This window comes from Amedibacillus sp. YH-ame10, from assembly GCF_053848885.1.
On record NZ_JBSPFA010000003.1, the window covers coordinates 34691 to 53680 of the forward strand.

General features: G+C 31.1%; 21 protein-coding genes. 17 read left to right on the top strand and 4 right to left on the bottom strand.

The features are described from left to right. The first annotated feature begins 35 nt into the window (after nt 1-35). From ACWG42_RS01865 to ACWG42_RS01920, 12 genes are all read left to right on the top strand, one after another. The gene (locus tag ACWG42_RS01865) at nt 36-512 is read left to right on the top strand and encodes a PTS sugar transporter subunit IIB (protein ID WP_455789800.1); all 477 of its coding nucleotides are present in this window, start codon (nt 36-38) and stop codon (nt 510-512) included. A gap of 21 nt (nt 513-533) precedes the next feature. Beyond that, entirely contained in the window at nt 534-1298 is a 765-nt protein-coding gene (locus ACWG42_RS01870) for a PTS mannose/fructose/sorbose/N-acetylgalactosamine transporter subunit IIC (RefSeq protein WP_455789801.1), read from the top strand. 1 nt (nt 1299) lies between these two features. Further along, complete coding sequence (locus tag ACWG42_RS01875; protein ID WP_455789802.1) at nt 1300-2121, top strand: PTS system mannose/fructose/sorbose family transporter subunit IID; 822 nt, start codon at nt 1300-1302, stop codon at nt 2119-2121. Between the two features lie 64 nt (nt 2122-2185). Continuing rightward, entirely contained in the window at nt 2186-2596 is a 411-nt protein-coding gene (locus tag ACWG42_RS01880) for a PTS sugar transporter subunit IIA (protein ID WP_455789803.1), read from the top strand. An 11-nt stretch (nt 2597-2607) separates the two neighbouring features. After that, complete coding sequence (locus ACWG42_RS01885; RefSeq protein WP_455789804.1) at nt 2608-3006, top strand: hypothetical protein; 399 nt, start codon at nt 2608-2610, stop codon at nt 3004-3006. Between the two features lie 8 nt (nt 3007-3014). Further along, nucleotides 3015-3665, top strand: coding sequence for an HAD family hydrolase (locus ACWG42_RS01890; RefSeq protein ID WP_455789805.1), 651 nt, complete (start codon nt 3015-3017; stop codon nt 3663-3665). Nucleotides 3666-3811: 146 nt separating this feature from the next. Further along, nucleotides 3812-4705 (top strand): MurR/RpiR family transcriptional regulator, encoded by an 894-nt coding sequence (locus tag ACWG42_RS01895; RefSeq protein ID WP_455789806.1) that lies wholly within the window; start codon nt 3812-3814, stop codon nt 4703-4705. Nucleotides 4706-4970: 265 nt separating this feature from the next. Continuing rightward, the gene (locus tag ACWG42_RS01900) at nt 4971-5402 is read left to right on the top strand and encodes a hypothetical protein (RefSeq protein WP_455789807.1); all 432 of its coding nucleotides are present in this window, start codon (nt 4971-4973) and stop codon (nt 5400-5402) included. A 72-nt stretch (nt 5403-5474) separates the two neighbouring features. Next, on the top strand, nt 5475-5813 hold the full coding sequence (locus ACWG42_RS01905) for a hypothetical protein (protein ID WP_455789808.1): 339 nt from the start codon (nt 5475-5477) through the stop codon (nt 5811-5813). 105 nt (nt 5814-5918) lie between these two features. Continuing rightward, complete coding sequence (locus ACWG42_RS01910; protein ID WP_455789809.1) at nt 5919-6647, top strand: ABC transporter ATP-binding protein; 729 nt, start codon at nt 5919-5921, stop codon at nt 6645-6647. A gap of 1256 nt (nt 6648-7903) precedes the next feature. Next, a complete protein-coding gene (locus ACWG42_RS01915; protein ID WP_455789810.1) occupies nt 7904-8647 on the top strand; it encodes a hypothetical protein in 744 nt (247 codons plus the stop codon). A gap of 185 nt (nt 8648-8832) precedes the next feature. Continuing rightward, a complete protein-coding gene (locus tag ACWG42_RS01920) occupies nt 8833-9564 on the top strand; it encodes a LytR/AlgR family response regulator transcription factor (RefSeq protein ID WP_455789811.1) in 732 nt (243 codons plus the stop codon). 673 nt (nt 9565-10237) lie between these two features. Here ACWG42_RS01920 and msrB read toward each other — a convergent pair. Together msrB and ACWG42_RS01930 are read right to left on the bottom strand one after the other, a co-directional pair. Next, nucleotides 10238-11224, bottom strand: a complete 987-nt coding sequence (msrB, locus tag ACWG42_RS01925) for a peptide-methionine (R)-S-oxide reductase MsrB (RefSeq protein WP_455789812.1) — start codon at nt 11222-11224, stop codon at nt 10238-10240. Nucleotides 11225-11737: 513 nt separating this feature from the next. Next, nucleotides 11738-13012, bottom strand: a complete 1275-nt coding sequence (locus ACWG42_RS01930; RefSeq protein ID WP_455789813.1) for a replication-associated recombination protein A — start codon at nt 13010-13012, stop codon at nt 11738-11740. A 164-nt stretch (nt 13013-13176) separates the two neighbouring features. Here ACWG42_RS01930 and ACWG42_RS01935 point away from each other — a divergent pair, with 164 nt between their 5' ends. Continuing rightward, nucleotides 13177-14034 carry a hypothetical protein gene (locus tag ACWG42_RS01935; protein WP_455789814.1) on the top strand — a complete coding sequence of 286 codons (858 nt, stop codon included), beginning with the start codon at nt 13177-13179 and terminating at the stop codon, nt 14032-14034. 17 nt (nt 14035-14051) lie between these two features. Here ACWG42_RS01935 and ACWG42_RS01940 read toward each other — a convergent pair whose 3' ends face one another. After that, nucleotides 14052-14618 carry a manganese efflux pump MntP gene (locus ACWG42_RS01940; RefSeq protein ID WP_455789815.1) on the bottom strand — a complete coding sequence of 189 codons (567 nt, stop codon included), beginning with the start codon at nt 14616-14618 and terminating at the stop codon, nt 14052-14054. Nucleotides 14619-14841: 223 nt separating this feature from the next. Further along, complete coding sequence (locus ACWG42_RS01945) at nt 14842-15615, bottom strand: DUF6612 family protein (protein ID WP_455789816.1); 774 nt, start codon at nt 15613-15615, stop codon at nt 14842-14844. A 317-nt stretch (nt 15616-15932) separates the two neighbouring features. Between ACWG42_RS01945 and ispF the strand changes: the two genes are divergently transcribed. The 4 genes from ispF (at nt 15933) to ACWG42_RS01965 (ending at nt 18971) form a co-directional block, all read left to right on the top strand. Continuing rightward, entirely contained in the window at nt 15933-16409 is a 477-nt protein-coding gene (ispF, locus tag ACWG42_RS01950) for a 2-C-methyl-D-erythritol 2,4-cyclodiphosphate synthase (RefSeq protein WP_455789817.1), read from the top strand. A 12-nt stretch (nt 16410-16421) separates the two neighbouring features. Continuing rightward, nucleotides 16422-17354 carry a CPBP family intramembrane glutamic endopeptidase gene (locus ACWG42_RS01955; protein ID WP_455789818.1) on the top strand — a complete coding sequence of 311 codons (933 nt, stop codon included), beginning with the start codon at nt 16422-16424 and terminating at the stop codon, nt 17352-17354. A gap of 236 nt (nt 17355-17590) precedes the next feature. After that, the gene (locus tag ACWG42_RS01960) at nt 17591-17827 is read left to right on the top strand and encodes a hypothetical protein (protein ID WP_455789819.1); all 237 of its coding nucleotides are present in this window, start codon (nt 17591-17593) and stop codon (nt 17825-17827) included. Next, nucleotides 17778-18971, top strand: coding sequence for an RNA polymerase sigma factor (locus tag ACWG42_RS01965; protein WP_455789820.1), 1194 nt, complete (start codon nt 17778-17780; stop codon nt 18969-18971). Before ACWG42_RS01960 ends, ACWG42_RS01965 begins: the two co-directional genes overlap by 50 nt. Nucleotides 18972-18990: the final 19 nt, after the last annotated feature.

Here is an 18990-nt window from a genome sequence, read left to right on the forward strand (position 1 = left end):
GTCATTGACCCTAAATATAGAAAGGAGGAGTTATTATGGGTAAATTAAATATGGTACGTATTGATTATCGTATGGTACATGGACAGATTGTCGCAAAATGGATAAAGTTTCGACCAGTAGATCGCTTGATTTTAGCTGATAATGCATTGGTGGATGATCCATTTATGGGAGATATCTATCGAATGGCAGTTCCTGATCGTGATGTGGATATCGTGAAAGTAGACGAAATTCAAACTGCAATTGATCGTAAAGATGATACAGTCTTATTGATTTTTAAAGATGTGGATACGGCTTATACTGCATATAAAAATGGGTTGCAGTTACCAGAATTAAATGCAGGGGCAATTCAAAATAGTGCACAACGCAAATCTGTTGTTCAAGGTGTATCTCTATCAGCGGAAGAATTTGATAAATTAAAAGAGATGAAAGCTGCTGGTGTACATGTCTTTTTACAACCGATTCCGGAGAACGATCCAGTTAGTTTAGAATCAATTGAAAAGAAAATAAAATAAAAGGAAAGAGGAGTAAATTCTATGAGTGGTACACAATTAATAGTTATGGCATTAGCTATGGGGATCATGTATTGGGTGGCTCGTGGTATGATTGGTGGATATTTTGCATTCTTCTTCATCGCAAGTCCGATTGTTGTTGGGGTAGTTACAGGTTTAATTTATGGAGATTTAACGAAGGGATTGATCATTGGTGGAGGTATTGCCGCTGCATTCGCTGGTATTATAGCGCCAGGTGGAAACTTACCTACCGATTCTGCACTGGCCGCGACCACGGTGATTCCGATTGCATTGGCGACTGGTCTTACTGCGGAACAAGCAATCGCGTTCGCAGTACCTATGGGATTATTAGGATCTTTTGTTACAAATCTTCGTAAGATGGTAAACGTTATTTTCGTACATAGAGCAGATGAATTTGCACAAAAAGGGAACTTAGCAGGAATTACAAGATGTGCAATTATTTATCCTCCATTGATTGAGATTCCATTATTATTCTTACCAGTTTTCTTAATTGTTATGTTTGGACAAGATGCAATGCTCACCTTTATGAATTCGGTTCCTGCATGGGTAATGCATGGATTAGAAGTAGCAGGTGGTGTTATGCCTGCCATTGGATTTGCATTGATTATGAATATGATTGGAAAACCAAAAATGATTCCATTTACAGTGTTAGGTTTTATCATTGTAAAAGCAGTTGGATTGAATACATTAACAGCTGGTTTAGTGGCAGCTTGTGTAGCAGTACTAATTATTTTAGAGAAACGTGATCGAGAAAAGGAGACTGCATAGTATGGCTGAGGAAAGAAAAGTATCACTAACAAAAAAAGATGTTAATAAAGTAATTGCTAGATGGTATATTACTACCGAAATGTCTTTGAACTATGAACGTATGCAATCGATTGCATATACCTATTCTATGATTCCAGCATTCAAAAAGCTGTATCCAAATAAGGAAGATATGATTCCTGCGCTACAAAGACATCTAGAACTATTTAATACAAATGCTACAGCTGGTGGTTTGATTTTAGGTACAACATTAGCGATGGAAGAAGAAAAAGCAAATAATCCAGATGCAATTCCTTCAGAATCTATCGTTGCAGTAAAAACAGGGTTGATGGGACCAGTAGCAGCTTTAGGAGATTCCTTTAGTGCTGGTACAATTACTACTTTATTTATTCTAGCTTCTTGTTCACTAGCGCAATCTGGTTCCATAGCGGGATTCTGGTTATTGTTGTTAGGGACTATGTATACATTAGGAGAATTGATCGTCTTTACAAAATTGACATATTCTAAAGGAAGATCTGCAATCAAAGATATTATGTCTTCTAAATTGATGTCAAATATTATCGAAGGTGCGAATATTCTTGGTATGGCGATGATGGGAGCATTGACTGCTTCTATGGTAAGCTTAAGTGTTGCGCTTACTGCTAACTTTGATGAAGCTACTTTGAGTGTACAAGAAAAAATTGATGGAATCATGCCAGGCATTTTATCCATTGGAGTACTATTTATCTATTACTATTTAATCAATAAAAAACACGTAAGTGTCGCAAAATTAGTATTCTTTACTATCGTTATTGCTTTGCTATGTGCAGCAGTTGGATTGTTCTAAATAAAAGAATACAACACTATGGGCATCGTAAGATGCCCATAAAGTGTATACACAGGAGGTTAAAATGAAAGGAATTATAATAGCGAGCCATGGTCGCTTGGCAGAGGGGATGTTGGATACCCTACAAATATTTTCAGGAGAGCAAAAACAAGTAAAAGCGTTATGTTTATTACCTGAAGAGGATGTGCAAGAATTCCTAGGGAAACTGCAAAGTGCACTTCAAGAAGTGGATACAGGAGAAGGGGCTATCATATTCTGTGATTTATTGTTTGGGACACCTTGTAATTGTGGTGCTAGAATTTTAAGCGATCCATTGAATACTGATAAGATAGGTGTTATTACAGGAATGAACTTACCAATGATAATGGAATATATGGGTGCTAGAGAAGTAGGGATGGAACGAGAAGCATTAGTAGAAACAGGAAAAGCAGGTATTGTAGATTTTAATAAAATGTTGGCTGAACGCAATCAGTAAGAGGTAGAGGTATGAAAGAAAATGATATCCGAGCACTTGTGCTAAAACAACACATGAACTTTGCTCAACATGGAACTATATGGGCAACCATCATTCCAGATGTGGGAGCTTATCATCATGGATTTGGGAATATGATGTATACAATGAAAGATCATATTTTACATATCAATCAAGAAGGCATTGCAATATTTGCAGTGGATGATATGAAGGGTGTGGCAAAAGAGGATACTCTTATTTTTATACCGCGTAGTGAAATAAAAACATCCAACATACAGGCAAAGCTAACAAAATTTATTTTTACAATGGAAACTGATAAGGGTAGAATTCGATATAAAATTAGAAAAAGTATTTTAGGCTGTCCTTGGCATAAAGAAAATTTATCATTTTTACTATTGGGAACAGGAGGCTAATGTATACTATGAAAAAAGGTGCGATTTTCGATATGGACGGGTTACTGTTTGATACGGAATTGGTGTACAACCAAGCATGGCATGAAGTAGCAAAACAACATAAGCTTTCTATTCATCCTGAAATGTTAGATGCAATACGTGGAACAAATGGTGTTTTCATGCAACAGATTGTAAATTCTTATTGGCCAGAAGTACATGCTGAAAAGCTCATAGATGAAGTTTTTGAAAACTCGAGAAGGATCTTAACACAAAGTGTTCCAATGAAACCTGGTGTACACGAACTTCTAGACTATATGAAGAGTAATAATAAAGTACTCGCTCTCGCAAGCAGTGCACCTCTAGATTTTATCTACAGCAATTTGAAGATAGCAAAAATCTTTTCTTATTTTGATATTATTGTGAGTGGTGAACAGGTTACTCGCGGAAAACCTGCACCAGATATCTTTTTGTTGGCTGCAGAGAAGATGCGTCTTAACCCAGAAGATTGTTATGTGTTTGAAGATGGGTTGCATGGTGTTCATGCGGGCATACAAGCAGGGTGTGCTACGATTATGGTTCCAGATCTTGTAGCGCCTACAGAGGACCTTTATGAATCTTGTATTGGAATCTATGACAGCTTAGTAGATGTAAAAAAAGCCATAGAAAATGGTAAATGCTGAATTCCTATAGGGAAATAGACGCAATACATGTTTTTCCATGGAAATCATTGCAATTTCACCATTCCGTTGGTAGAATGAGGTATAATAGGACTTAGATAATGTTCATAATCATAACAATTATGTATAGATCATAGTGAGGAGGACTTATGCAGGCAGTTAATATTATTCTGAATATAGAATCGCTCATGCCGTTTCTATCTGCAAAAGAAAAAAAACTTGGGGAGTTTATTTTAAACAATCGAAAAGAAATACTTTCATTAACATTAAAAGATTTGTCTTTACGTGCTGAAGTGAGCGAAGCAACAGTGATTCGTTTTGCACGCAAGCTAGGCTGTGAAGGATATTCTGATTTTAAACTTTCATTATCCGCAAATCTATCCGTTGATCAATACAACGAAAATTCTGATTTGATTCTTAATGAAATTTTGCCATCGGATACACCTGAATCGGTCCTAAAAAAATTAAGTGCATTTATTATTACTTCTATTCAATCTACTGTAGATATTGTAGATTCGAAAGAATTAGTGAAGGCAACAAAATTGATACGGGAGACGAACACAAAAAATCATAGAATATATTTAAGTGGGCTAGGTGCAAGCAGTACATTGGCTAAACAGTTACAGATTAAGCTTATGCGCTTGAACATTCCAGTCATATATTATGAAGATGTTCATTTACAGCTTGAATCGAATTTGAATATGACCAAGGATGATTTGTTGATTTGTTTTACTACTCTTGGTAAGTCTACGCAATCACATGACTATATTAAGATTGCAAATCAGAGAAAGACAAAAATTATTTTAATTACTCAATTCGGTAATCAAGAATTAGCAAGTAAATCAACGGTAACATTATTTGTATCTGCTGTTGAAAACAACTTGCGTTTAGCAAGCCAAGTTGCATTAATTGTTCAATCTTTAATTGTGGATGCTTTGTTTCTATCTCTTGCATTAGATGATCTTTCTGTTATCCAAGAGTGTGTCGTAGAAAAGAATAAAATTTTCGCGGAATTAGGTATTACAACGAATGATTGCAAATAAATTTTATAAAGATCGTAATAGGACGGTCTTTTTTTTATAAAAAGTAAGCAAAAAATGTAGTAAAAATATATGATACATACAATATAACAATTACGAAATCGCAAAGAAAACTCAAAATACGCGTATCACGACTTAAGAGACAAGAGTTACTAGATATATGAATGTTATAATATAAATGTAATATAAAAATAAGATTTATGGATTACTTGTCATTGCAAAAATGGTTAATACCGTATAATATAAAATAAAGAAGGGAGACATACATATGTATGAACTATGTTGGGATCAAGTAGATTTTTCAAAGGAATCTTATAGTCATGACAACTATGAATTGTCAAATGAATATGAGAGCACCATAAAAAATGCACTTTTAGGTATCGGTTGGGCATTATTGATTTTAGGTGGAATGATTGTCGTTGCCGTAGCATCTGTTACTTTATATAAAACATATACACAAGATAAGCAAATAGAAGCAGCATTACAAATGGCAAGAGAGGATAACCGTCAAATTGGTATATCAACAGACAATAGGTTTAAAATGACATTGAACGTAAATAATAAGTCAAGTTTATCTTTAGCTGGTGAGTCAGCAAATATAACAACTATTACAGTATATCCAAAAGGATACTTAACTGAGAGAGTTATAACACCAAATGGAAACATAATTACACCATATAGTTTAGTAACAGAATATTAATTTTATGTAAAATAATAGCATATAGTTTAAATAAGTTAACCATTTTTGCTCATTATAAAGGGAGGGAATATAATGGATAAACAAAGATTTATTACAGTAGCTAAAAATACTGGAATTGCTCTTCTTATTTTTATGGTAGGGTTTATAGGTACTATTCTACTTATAATGAAAAAAACATCTGATATGACATCATTTATTGTTAATATTCAAGCAGAAACAAAAGAAGTTGTAAAAATATTTGGAGTAAAAATCATGGAGTTTTGTAGTGTTAATAAGAACGGGGCTTTTGAGATTACGATTATAAAGAATGGCATGTATGAATATTTTCCATTTATTGTTGGAGTATTGCTATTATTATCTGCATTCCTATTAACTTTAATAGCTAAAAAAACCATATCAAAAAGAAGCTAGCTTTGATAATTTAATATAATAAAAGGTCTTTGTTAGGGCAGAAAAATTATTATATTAATCATTTTTATTTTATCGCGCGTTAACAATGTGTGAAGGGGAGGTTTTATGGAGAAAATAATAAATGTTACAAATTTAAATTTTAGTTATAGTAGTAAGGAAGTATTGAAACAAATAAATTTTGATATAAAAAAAGGAGAAATAATAGGTTTACTTGGTGAAAATGGTTCTGGGAAAACTACACTATTAGATTGTTTATATGGATTTCTTGATAGTAGTGGTGCTATCAGTGTGATGTATAAAAGACCAAATGTGAATGATGATGATTTTAAAAAGAGGATCTCATATATACAGGATTTTCCTAATCTTCTTGATTATTTAACGGCTGAGCAATATATTGCTTTTATTTGTAAACTTGAAGATATTAATTACAATTTAAAGAAAGATGAAATTTATCATTTAATTGAGCTTTTTGATTTATGTGAAGATTATAAAACAAAACTAATCAAGGATTTTTCTTTTGGAATGAAGAAAAAAATTCAAATAATTGGAGAAATGATTTTGCATAAAGAGCTTATCTTTATTGATGAACCTACGAACGGATTAGATATTAAAATGATCATTTTATTAAAAAAATTAATTAAAGCTGAAAGCAAAAAATATTCTTCAACTATGATAATTTCAAGTCATAACACTCAGTTTTTAGAAGAAGTTTGTGATAGAGTTCTAGTTTTTGACAAACACTATATTGTTAAAGAGATCGAACTTTCTAATGAAGTAAATTTAGAATCGGAGTTTCTCAATATAAAAAAAGTTGGAGAATTAAATTATGATTAACAAAGTATTCATGCTGTCAGTCATTCGATTAAAAATTTTTTTAAATGTAATTAGAGAATTACTTCTCAAAACTCCAAGTTTGATATCTTTGATAATGATTATTCCTTTAATATTTTATTTCTTTATAGCAATCATCACACCACAGGATATTAAAATGTATTCATTGAATTCAAACCTGTATGAATTAGTAAAAAACTATAATATAATGTTCCATCAATTAATATATTATAGCATAATAATTGTAGCGCCAATGTATATTTTTATTTCTCAAGCTAATATAAGGAGCTTTAAAAAGTATAAACATTTAAACATTTTATTCAAACATGTATCTTTAACAAACTTAATTTTCTGCTTATGCATAATAGATGTAATATTATTTCTTTTTTTATCTGCCATGTTAATGCAAACATATTCAAACTTGCTTTCGTCCGTTTTTATTTTGTTATTGATCGTAAATTCATTGAATTTGATTATACTAAATCTTTATTTATTATTCCAGATAACCACAAATATAATTATAAAGATATTTCATATAAAACATATCGCGCTTTTGGAAATGATCGTTGTTGTAGTTTGTACCTTATCAGTTTTTATCCCTGTAAAATATGTTAGTTTGATTTCAATTATGAATACTTCATCTTTTTTGTACATTTTCTTATTAATTATGATTTCAATTTTAATGTGTTTATTGTACAAAAAGATAAAAATAGAAAATTCCTATATATTTAGATATTCATTTAAACAAAGTAAAATAATTAAGATGAAAAAGGAAATGAGTATATTTAAAAATTATGTATTATTATTGTTTAATTATCGTGCTATATATATTGAATTCATAACTTCGTTTATTATATTTATTATTTTTTTAAAAATTTCAATGCTAGTTGAAAATAGTGTAAGTGTTGTTTTTCAATTGTTTTTATTGATTTTTCTTATATCAAATGGAATTATTTATTCTTATAAAAGCTGGTTTGATTTGAAATCAAAAAGTGTAATCCGAAAGTTTTTATTGGTTGATTTGATTTTCAATATTTGTAGCTTGATTATATTTGGCATATTGATATCGTTAATAATTTTTAACGATATAATTATCGAAAAAATATTTTTGAGTTTTTTAACGTATGTAAGTTTAAATTTGATACAAAGAAAGTTCCAGATAAAGTATATAATAGATAGTAAATCTCCTATCATATTTATATTGTTTTATGGTTTTCTAGCATTCATAATATTTACAGCCTTGGAGTGGGGAATGAAATATGTATAAATTATCAAAAGGTATAAAATTTAGCGAGGCAATGAAGATAATTGATCAAAGGCTAATGATAGAATATGATGATGTAATATTAAGAATTATCTTAAATGATGCATTAAATGGTAAAATAATAAATCTAAATACTTATTTAGAAAAATTAAACATACCAAAACATAGTAAAAAAAATGTAAAAAACTGTATTAACTTTTGCATAAAAAGAGGTTTGATTTATAAATCATCACTATTATTCAATTCTCTGATATGGGATAAATCTCGACTTAAGATGAATGTTATGTATTTTTTTCAATTGCTTTTGTTTTTACCTCTTGTATTTCCATTTCTGGCAATTAACATGTATTTAAAGGATAATTTATTAAATCTTGTTATACAATTTTATATTATACATTTATTAGCAATTTATTTGCATGAAACATTTCATTCCTTTTTTTATTGGATTTTTCAAAAAAAAACCAATGGATATTATAAATACGATTATTTAAATTGTTCTTTTGTATATAACGAATGCGAATTAAGTCCATATATGAGATTTCTTGTTGCTGTAAGTGGAACAATATTTACATGTCTTGCTTTGTGTTTTTTCTACTATTTCCCTACCATATTTCGGATTGTTTTATTGATAGAAATAATAATTCAATTTGTATCTTTTGTCATTGGAACTGATTTGTTAATCATGATTGATGCATTAAAAGGAAGAAAATTGAATAGTCAAAAAAATCATGGAATTTAGAAATTTTTGCAATCCTTAATAATTTAAAGCTTTTTAATTAAATTTCAAGATTTACAACGTGACATTGATATTTTAAATATTAAAGACACATGATAGGCAACGTAGTAAGATTTTATTTTAAATGTATATAATCTTTATTTATTTTAAAGAATCATTTATAATTTAAGACAAGGGTGGGATGTAATATGATTAGAATTGCAATCATAGATGATGATTTAAATGATTTAGAAACCTTCATAGTGAGTTATTTTGAGGAGAAAAGTTATATTTTTGTCGTTGATAGATTCTCTTTTGCTAAGGATTACTTAGAAAAAAAAGAATTATATGACATTGTATTTTTAGACGTTGAACTTCCCGATATGAATGGTTTAGAATTAGCTAAAATTATAAGAGATACAAATATAGAAGGCTGTATTTGCTTTTTTACAAGTCATAAAAAATATGCACTAAAAGCTTATCATGTACATGCATTTGATTTTATCGAAAAGCCAGCTACAAAATTTAGAGTATTCAAAACAATTGATGATATATTTGCATATCATAATAAACAAATTTGTGAGAAAACAAAAATTTGTTTTTCTTCAAGAAGTGAAAAGCATGATTTATATGTAAATGAAATTATTTATTTTGAATATTTTGACTATAGTAAAGATTATTTTAACAGAACCACAATTATTTATACTATGGACAACAAAATTGCTTTGAGATTAAGAATTAGTAAAGTATATGAGGAATTACCTTCAGATATATTTTTTATACCACATAAATCATTCATTGTTAATATATCTAATATTATTTCTATTTGCGGAAATTTAATCACTATGAAAAATGGAGATATTGTTCCTCTTTCACAAAAAAGAGCTACGCAATTTAGAAAAAAATTTAAAAAATATATCGAAAAGCAAATGATAGTTTGAGGTTGATATGTTGTTATGGGTTTGAACCTTATTTTTATAAATCTATTTCATTTGTTTTATTGGTTACGGCGTTCTTTATAAGTGATTGAAATAATGAATCCTTAAATCTATTGGAATCTTCGATACAATTTAGTGCCCGTATAATGCTATAGGTTAAAGACTGTAGCTTTAAATCATGTATTAATATATAGATGTAATTCTCCTCTTGTTTTGTGATTATTACACTGGTGCGGAGTCATGTTTTTAATGGAGCAAGAGCCAGTATACTACATATAGAGAGCTACCCAAAGGTGGATCATGTTAATTTTCTAATTTTTTACGCGCATAGACACTTTCTCATCAATAAGCATACAACAGAATTTGATATTATTTTTCTAAATCCACATCTATAGAAAAGTGTTGCTTAACTAAAATAATAGAAACTCCTTCTAGCGTATCGCTGGATCTCAATTCCGGATTTGTGTTGAATCCCATAACGGAATAACTGGCTTCGCTTCACTGGAATATACATACAAAAAATAGAGTGAGTATTTATGTTTCACTATTTGAAACATAAAATCTTGCCCTTTAAAGTTTGGCGGGGTACATTTACCCCGCTAAACTTTAAACCTCCGTAATATCTATCACTCATTTTTTGATATAAGAAAATGCTTGTATCCAAAATAGAAAAGAATTACTTATCTAAGAGATAAAGATAATCACCATATCCATATTCTTTCATTTTATCTTTAGGAATGAAGGTTAAGGAAGCACTATTGATACAATAACGTAATCCACCCTCTTCAATAGGACCATCATTGAACACATGACCTAGATGGGCATCACCTAGTGAACTTCTTACTTCTATTCTTTCCATACCATGACTTTGATCACGTTTTTCTTTGATTGCTTTTCTTTGTATAGGCTTTGAAAAACTAGGCCATCCACATCCTGCATCAAATTTATCACTTGATACAAATAAAGGTTCTCCAGTGGTGATGTCGATATAAATTCCCTCTTGAAATTCATTCCAATAGTCATTTTCAAAAGGATGTTCTGTCATGCTTAATTGAGTAACTTTATATTGCTCATCTGTTAAGATATGACGTAATTCTTCATCAGTTCGCTTTTGAAAACGTTGTTCATTGTCATGTTGTAAACAACATTTCGCAGACTTTGCGCTTTCAAATTTTGTAGTAGGGATATGACAATATCCATTTGGATTCACATCTAAATATTTTTGATGATAATCTTCTGCTAAATAAAAGTTTTTTAATGGAGATACCTCAATTGCTAGTTTTTCTGAATACTTCTCTTGTAGCTTTTTTAAAGATTCTTCGATTACCAACACATCTAGTTTTCTTGTGTAATAGATTCCACTTCGATATTGTGTTCCTCTATCGTTTCCTTGTTTATTAATAGAAGTTGGATCCACTACCTCATAAAACATATTCAATAAAAAATTTAAAGATACTATGGAAGGGTCATATACAATGTGTACACACTCTACAAAATTTGTTGTGCCTTCACATACTTGTTCATATGTTGGATCTACTCCATTTCCATTTGCATACCCAACTTCAGTTCTACGGACGCCTGAAATACAAGAGAAATATTTTTCAACTCCCCAAAAACATCCACCTGCTAAATAAATATCATGTTCACGACTTACATTACACATAGAATCACTCCATTTCTATTTTTATTATAACTTCATGTAGTCGCTTTCATCCACTCATATACCCTTTTTTGAGGGGATACTCAAAAAGGTAAATTATCCCAAATCTTTTATTACAAGATTGTATCTTGTTTTATGAATGCTAAAAGATATAATGAAGACATAAAAATAACAAATGATATTTCTCTTGGAAAACATATCAATTGCAGCGCAAAGAGGGCATTTATGCAATTTAGAAACAGCAATAGAATGTGTATACAATGCTCCATGTATAATTTCATATTGGAGTTTATTATCATCTTTGATATATCCCGGCAATGATACTATCAATATTTTTGCTGGATTATTTACTAAAACATGTTTCCTATAAACGGTTTTTTTTCCTTTTGAAAGCAAACGATGTATTGGTTAAATTTGAACTGGTACCATGTTTGTGGATATGTTTTAGTTTCATGATGTGGAGAATTATTATGAATGTGTATCATAAAAAATATATAGAATGATGAAAAAAAGAACTCATTTCTTATGTTCTTTTTTTAGTTGTGCAAGATTGTTTGTGCGTTTCACACTGCGTATTTTTTCTAGATTTTTAGCAAGAACAGATTCATAACTTGAATTTGTTTGTGCTTCATAAAAAGTTTCATTTCGTAGTTTGTTAGGAAGATATTGAATTTTGTTCCAAAGATCTGGACGATTATAATCATATTTATCTTCCTCCTTCATAGAGACAGGGGTAAATCTTAAATAATCTGGAACACTATAGGAACTCATATGTAGCTTTTGCATAACAGAATCGATTGCATTTTCTGCACTTTTTGATTTAGGAGATAATGTTAAATCAATGACTGCAACAGCAAGTGGAATCCTTCCTTCTGGAAATCCAACGCGCTTTGCGACATCTATGGCTTGTACACAACGAGCAACAGCAGCAGGGTTTCCCAAACCTACATCTTCATAAGCAGTCACAAGAAGTCTTCTTTCAATACTATCAATATCGTTGGCTTCTATCATGATACCAAGATAATAGAGGGCTGCATCTACATCACTACCGCGGATCGATTTTTGAAATCCACTAAGTACATCATAGTAACCATCTCCACTACTATCCATTCCCATATTCGGTATCTGAGAATATTGTGATACAAGATCTTTTGTGATATGTCCAGTAGAAGCAATCGCACATATTTCTAAAATGTTTAAGGAATAGCGAATATCTCCATTGCTATGTCTTGCGATGATATCCAAGGCATCTTCATCAACGCTTACTTCATCTCGTAATCCTTTTTCAGAATGAATGGCATTCATCAAAGCTTTTTTAATATCGTTTTCCGTTAATGCTTTCACTTCAAACAGATGACAACGAGAACGTATCGCTGGATTGATGGCATGAAGTGGATTAGAAGTAGTCGCACCAATCATCACAATGGAGCCATCTTCTATATGAGGCAACAACAAATCTTGCTTATCTTTGTTTAAGCGATGTACCTCATCCACAATTACAATTAAGCCTGGAAAATATTTTGATTCTTCAAAGATGATATCTAAGTCTTTTTTATTTCCACTTACTGCGTTGAATAAACGATAAGGTTTATTGAGTGTATTTGCTAGTACCATGGCTAGAGTTGTTTTTCCTGTGCCAGGTGGACCATAAAAAATCATAGAAAATATCATTTCATTTTCTACGCATTTACGTAATACATTTCCTTCTCCTATTAGATGTTCTTGTCCAATCACTTCTTCAAGAGAGGTAGGACGCATGGAGAATGCTAGGGGTTCTGTTCTTTTTTCCATAGTACTATTTTACCATATTTGTTCCATCTATATATACAATATTATTTCTTCTTACACAGAACGTAATGTTATCTGTCATAAGTGGGATAAATGTTGCTTTTATAAAAGAACTCCCTTTTTTGAATGAAAAATGATACACTAGTCTTACGAAAGAAGGGGTTGTAATGAAGAAGTTATGGAATTCTATTTTGGTAAGCGTGTTAATAGTGTTTTGTATGTTGACTTGTATGAGTCATCTAGCGAATAAATTTTTCATAAAAGATATAGGAACGATCGTAATTGGAGAGATAAATCTAAAGCAACATATCCAAACATTATTTGAACAAATAGAGATTTTTGTGCCGGATTTAGATCGAGATGCATTCCTTAATTTGAAAGATGAAATTGAAAACAATGCAGAAGCAAATCGTATAGTGGGTGAAGCTAGTAAAGATATGCTCAATGATATCGTAAATGGTTCAACAACAAACCAAGATATGAAAGAAGTCTTAAAGGATTTGCTGTATAGTTATGATAATGAAATTGAAAAAGTGCTCGAGCCACTTGTGACGAAGGATCAAATACATGAGTTTATTGATCAAGGAATTACATATACTCCTATTCAAGAAGTATATGATATAACCGTAAATTCTTTTCAAGAAAGTATTCCAACGAGCTATATGAAAATGATGAAGTTCGTAAACTTTATTTCCCAAGAAATAATTTTTATAGGTTCTGCGATAGGCGCAATCCTTATTGTTATGGTGTTGATGATATTGAATCGCCATCGATTCAAGTGGTGCTTTTCAGTTGGAATGGGTGGCGTGATAAGTGGTGTAGCCTTATTGATTATTGGCCAAATCATTCCGCGTGTTTATCAAAGTATGCTAGGGAAACTAGACTATGTAGTATCTTCTATTAGTAATGAAGATTTTCAACTAATCACAAATTATGGAATAGGGTACATGGTTATAGGGGTCTGCTGTCTAGGGAGTTATTTCCTTATATCTAGAAAAAAGAACGAAAGAAGAGGCAGTGTATAGTAAAATGTACGCTGCCTTTATATTTGAAATAAGTGTTCCAAAAGTATTTTTAAGCCTATGAAAATTAAAATACAACCGCCTAGAATACCAGCATATTTCTCTAGTAAATCTCCTAGTTTATTGCCTATAAAGGTTGCAATAAAACTAAATATAAACGTTGTACAACCAATGATTAAAATTGCCTGTAAAATGTCAACCTTTAAAAATGCAAAGCTGATTCCTACAGCCAATGCATCGATACTAGTCGCAATTGCAAGAATGGTAATAGCTTTTATGGTAAGTGAGGAAGAGTCACTCTCTTCTTTTTCAGGATGTAAAGATTCTCTTATCATATTGAACCCAATAAGTCCTAATAAGATAAACGCAATCCAGTGATCAATGCTAGAGATAAGAGATTGAAAATAACTTCCAAACCACCAACCTAGTAGTGGCATCCCAGCTTGAAATACACCGAAGAACACTCCAAATAACAAGGCATATTTCAATACCTCATGTTTTTTTAACGTCATACCCTTCGCGATACTCACTGCAAATGCATCCATGCTTAATCCAACGCCTAATAAAAATAAAGACAAAATATTCATACGTTCCTCCTAAGAAATAAAAAGAGACCATATACGAAAAAATCGTATATAAGTCTCGCCATTTCATGTATAAGCCAGATTCCAATGGAATCATTATGTTGACTTATCAACTCCTATTTGAGCCGACTACTCCCTTACATAATGTAATTATTTTAACAAATAATACTATGTAATTCAAGTGTTTTTTAGAAATGAAAAAGGTATCCGAAGATACCTTGATGGATTACATAAATCCAGCTAATAAACTTGATTCAGTTTCTATATAATCAGTAAAATCTGGGAATTGTATTGGAGTAGCCTTGTTAATGTTTTTGAATTCGATATCGATATCTGCTGAAGTGGTTTCCTTTTCTCCTGCAACTGTCTGCGTAATATCCATAGAAATTGTTGTTTTCTTCATTGCGTTATCTTTTAGTTCCATCACAAGATTTAATTTGTTAATGGTTGTGTTTGCGGATAATTGGCTTGTTGAGGATCCAGATTCTTTAGAGACATCCATAATTTTTTCACAATCAAATACCATTGTTAATGTATCACCTTTTAAGGATGCTTCTTTAAGATATTTTTTTAATTCATCTTTTGGAAGTTTAAAAGTATCTGCAGCAGTATCAAGAGATGGTAATTCTTCTGTAGGTAACATTCCCGCTAAAGATTGCTTTTGTTTCATAAATTCCATTAAATTAAGATACATATAATCTCCATCAATATAGAATTGAATAGCATCTTCCTGTTTTTCATTGTCCATTTCCATAGACAAACTAGCACTTAGTAAAGGTTTTGCATTTTGAAGGTTGTAGGAACCTTCTAATGTCATCTTTTGATCCCCTTCTTTATTTGTTGCGTCCATCGTTAATACATAATCTGCAGATTTCATTTTTGCCATGTTTTGAATGACAGCTTCAAATGCATCTAGTGCATCATCGCTAACCTTTGAACCACATGCTGTTAATGAAAATAGCATAGCAATACAAAATAATAAACTAGTTAATTTTTTCATAATATTCTCCCTCTATAATATATACATAAATGGTATCATGAAATAGTGCTTTTGTAGATATTTTACGAAAATTTTAGAAATTATTCCTATATTTTTTGTTTTCAATCTTAAATATGGGGTAGTTTAGTCGCATTTACTGTTATGTTTAGATAGGATGCCCTATCTTATAGAAGAGAGTTTCAAAAATGAGTAAGTATTTGGCGATTTTTATATGGTAAAACGTAGTTGTTTTAAAGTCAAAGGAAGCAGATTATTCGCAAGACAAAACATATGAAGTGTGTTACACTTTTCGTATATGATTGTAAAGGAGAATGCATATGTTTAGAATAGGACAATCCACTGATATTCATCAGCTAGTAGAGGGTAGAAAATTAGTCTTAGGTGGTGTTCATATCGAACACGATAAAGGATTATTGGGTCATAGTGATGCGGATGCGCTTCTCCATGCTGTTGCGGAAAGTATTTTAGGTGCTTTAGCATTAGGTGATTTAGGAAAACATTTTCCAGATACAGATCCAACATTCAAAGATATGGATTCTTTATGGATGTTGAAAGAAGTATATAAAAAAATGGATGAAAAAGGTTATCGTATCAATAATTTAGATGCTTTGATTATGATTGAACGACCTAAAATGGCGCCTCATATTGAAACTATGCGAAACAATATTGCACAAGCAATGCACTGTGAAGTTGATCAAGTAAGCGTAAAAGCAACCAGAGGAGAAAAGATGGGGTTTGTTGGAAAGGAAGAAGGCGTACAGGCACAATGTATCGTATTATTGTCTGACAAATAAGGAGGGAAAATTATGTTTGAACTGTTTCGTAAAGAAACAAAGATGCTCAAAGAAACAATGAATTGCAAAAGAAACATAAGTGTATCGGCTATGGTGCTTGTCACTTTGTTGATTTTATTATGTACTGAGATTGTATCTGCTCTTGTAATGATATTTGTTCTAGCCTTACAAGGTGTAGAGTCGAACTCATTAGATATTATATTAAGCAATCCTACGGATTCATCACAGATTTTACAGCTGTTCATGACAGCAATTCCTATCATAGGTTTCTTATTTGCTAGTAAGCATCTCTTCAAACGTTCAAGAGACTCTTTAGGACTTACGAAGGAACACCTGCTGAGAGATTACCTCAAAGGTTTGGGCATAGGTTTTGTGATGATGAGCAGTGTGGTGTTGATTGCTTATTTCATGAATGGTTTACGTTTTGAAGGGTTTAATAATTTTTCAATCATCGTAATATTCGCTTATTTCATTGGCTTTATGGTTCAGGGGTTTAATGAAGAACTGATGTTAAGAGGTTTCTTTATGAACGCAATAGCCGCTAGAAAGACGACGGTATATGCCGTATTGCTAAACTCCATCTTATTTGCCTTGTTGCATTTATTAAACGATGGAATATCCGTAATAGCATTTATTAACTTGATTCTAGCAGGCGTTACATTTTCACTTATGGCCCTTTACCATGATAATATCATTGTATGTAGTGCAGCTCATAGTATTTGGAATTTTGCGCAAGGAAACCTATTTGGTGTGCTTGTGAGTGGAATCTTCTTCCCAACAAGTGTTGCTCGATTTGCAAGTGTTGAAAATTTAGCATTTATCAATGGTGGTAATTTTGGTTTAGAAGGTGGAATAGCAGTTTCCATTGTAGAAATAGTTACGATAGGAATCTATTGTTATTTATATAAAAGAAAAAACTGTTATAAAATATCGTTGGATAAGTAATAATCAAGGTAACAAAAGAAGTATGAAAAAATATTAAATGAAGGCATGTGAACAAAATGGTTCCATGCTTTTTTTTGATTTTGAAGTTTCAGTTTATGAAATAGTAAAAAAAGGAAAATATTACTATTTTATTGTGTTATTAGAAATATTATACTTAATATATCTAAAAAGTGAAAATAAAATGAACCTTTCTAATAGTTTTTACGTCTAACTATTAGAAAGGTAAGGGATTGACTATGAATCATAATACAAATCGCTTTTTTCTAAAACTTTTCACTATCTTTTATTTAACTGAAATTGAGAGGATGAGCAGTCAAGAAATATCATTTATTATGGATGAAGACACAAGCGTCATTACAACGTATTATCATATCGGTCAAATAAAAGCATTGCATATTCAAAAACATTGGGGAGGTCATCAAAATGACAGAATTAAAGCAGGAAATAGTAAATCGCCTGATGGAGGGCGATGAACATGCATTTGAAGAAATCTATCAACATTATCGTAAATTGGTATTTTACATGGCGATTACGCATTTGAAATCAGCAAGTGAAGCCGAAGATATTGTACAAGAGGTATTTGTTGATGTATATAAAAACATAAATAAGATAAAAACGCCACAATCTTTAACAATTTGGGTGAATAAAATAACTTATTCAAGGTGTATGGATGCTTTACGTAAAAGGAAAGAACCTTATGTAGATGTAAACGAACAAGATGTTGAAAACATTTCTATTGAAGAAGATGTAATGGATGTAATCAATCGTAAATATATCAACGAAGTGATTCAAAAATGTTTATTGGATATGAGTGAAGACTTAAAAATGGTAGGACTTTTACGATTCTATGAAGAACTTCCATTACAAGATATTTCCGAGATATTAGATGTACCTATCGGTACTATAAAAAGCAGATTATTCACGGTAAAAGAGCAATTGCGAACAAAGTTAAAAAACCACGGATTCAACAAAATTGCTTGCATGCTATTCCTTATGCCAGGAAATATCAAATATATATTTGAAACGATTCAAGATAGTACATCATCAAAAATAGTTAAACCGCATCGATATGCAAAAGGAATTATACAGAGTATGTTCTTATTAACTGGGATGTTGTCATTAACAATCGGAGCAGTAGCTATGAAGAATCAATCACCCCAATTAAAAGTGGAATCACCTGATTTCTACATTTTATATAACAAAGAAATTACAAATGAAGACATTACATTAGAGATTACTCCTAAGGATTATGATGAAATTCATATAGATGGAAAAAAATCATCAGTAATTTCAAAAAATGGAAGTTATAAGGTTGCTATTATAAAAGATGGAAAGATTTTTCACGAACAACAAATTCAAATTGATACAATCGATAAAAACCGACCAGAAGTTGTAAATTACATACAAGAAGAGGCAACAATCATTTTAAATATAGAAGATAAAGAATCAGGCGTTGATGTTTCTTCTATTAGGGTTATAGATGATCAACAATCAGAAATACCATTTGAAATTCAAGCAAACAGCATCCAATTCAAATCAGAGAGTAAACGTAAATATCAAGTTTCAGCAGAAGATTTAGCAGGCAATAAATTAGATGCCTTCTGTTATTTTCAATAAAACATCAAATCATGAAGAG

What these genes read in the sequence shown, in the direction of transcription:
- ACWG42_RS01945 (WP_455789816.1), bottom strand. Translation starts at nt 15,615, where the DNA reads ATGAAAAAATTAACTAGTTTATTATTTTGTATTGCTATGCTATTTTCA.
- ACWG42_RS01900 (WP_455789807.1), top strand. Translation starts at nt 4,971, where the DNA reads ATGTATGAACTATGTTGGGATCAAGTAGATTTTTCAAAGGAATCTTAT.
- ACWG42_RS01875 (WP_455789802.1), top strand. Translation starts at nt 1,300, where the DNA reads ATGGCTGAGGAAAGAAAAGTATCACTAACAAAAAAAGATGTTAATAAA.
- ACWG42_RS01940 (WP_455789815.1), bottom strand. Translation starts at nt 14,618, where the DNA reads ATGAATATTTTGTCTTTATTTTTATTAGGCGTTGGATTAAGCATGGAT.
- ACWG42_RS01960 (WP_455789819.1), top strand. Translation starts at nt 17,591, where the DNA reads ATGAATCATAATACAAATCGCTTTTTTCTAAAACTTTTCACTATCTTT.
- ACWG42_RS01920 (WP_455789811.1), top strand. Translation starts at nt 8,833, where the DNA reads ATGATTAGAATTGCAATCATAGATGATGATTTAAATGATTTAGAAACC.
- ACWG42_RS01935 (WP_455789814.1), top strand. Translation starts at nt 13,177, where the DNA reads ATGAAGAAGTTATGGAATTCTATTTTGGTAAGCGTGTTAATAGTGTTT.
- ACWG42_RS01890 (WP_455789805.1), top strand. Translation starts at nt 3,015, where the DNA reads ATGAAAAAAGGTGCGATTTTCGATATGGACGGGTTACTGTTTGATACG.
- ACWG42_RS01955 (WP_455789818.1), top strand. Translation starts at nt 16,422, where the DNA reads ATGTTTGAACTGTTTCGTAAAGAAACAAAGATGCTCAAAGAAACAATG.
- ACWG42_RS01895 (WP_455789806.1), top strand. Translation starts at nt 3,812, where the DNA reads ATGCAGGCAGTTAATATTATTCTGAATATAGAATCGCTCATGCCGTTT.
- ACWG42_RS01880 (WP_455789803.1), top strand. Translation starts at nt 2,186, where the DNA reads ATGAAAGGAATTATAATAGCGAGCCATGGTCGCTTGGCAGAGGGGATG.
- msrB (WP_455789812.1), bottom strand. Translation starts at nt 11,224, where the DNA reads ATGTGTAATGTAAGTCGTGAACATGATATTTATTTAGCAGGTGGATGT.
- ACWG42_RS01885 (WP_455789804.1), top strand. Translation starts at nt 2,608, where the DNA reads ATGAAAGAAAATGATATCCGAGCACTTGTGCTAAAACAACACATGAAC.
- ACWG42_RS01915 (WP_455789810.1), top strand. Translation starts at nt 7,904, where the DNA reads ATGTATAAATTATCAAAAGGTATAAAATTTAGCGAGGCAATGAAGATA.
- ACWG42_RS01965 (WP_455789820.1), top strand. Translation starts at nt 17,778, where the DNA reads ATGACAGAATTAAAGCAGGAAATAGTAAATCGCCTGATGGAGGGCGAT.
- ACWG42_RS01905 (WP_455789808.1), top strand. Translation starts at nt 5,475, where the DNA reads ATGGATAAACAAAGATTTATTACAGTAGCTAAAAATACTGGAATTGCT.
- ispF (WP_455789817.1), top strand. Translation starts at nt 15,933, where the DNA reads ATGTTTAGAATAGGACAATCCACTGATATTCATCAGCTAGTAGAGGGT.
- ACWG42_RS01870 (WP_455789801.1), top strand. Translation starts at nt 534, where the DNA reads ATGAGTGGTACACAATTAATAGTTATGGCATTAGCTATGGGGATCATG.
- ACWG42_RS01910 (WP_455789809.1), top strand. Translation starts at nt 5,919, where the DNA reads ATGGAGAAAATAATAAATGTTACAAATTTAAATTTTAGTTATAGTAGT.
- ACWG42_RS01930 (WP_455789813.1), bottom strand. Translation starts at nt 13,012, where the DNA reads ATGGAAAAAAGAACAGAACCCCTAGCATTCTCCATGCGTCCTACCTCT.
- ACWG42_RS01865 (WP_455789800.1), top strand. Translation starts at nt 36, where the DNA reads ATGGGTAAATTAAATATGGTACGTATTGATTATCGTATGGTACATGGA.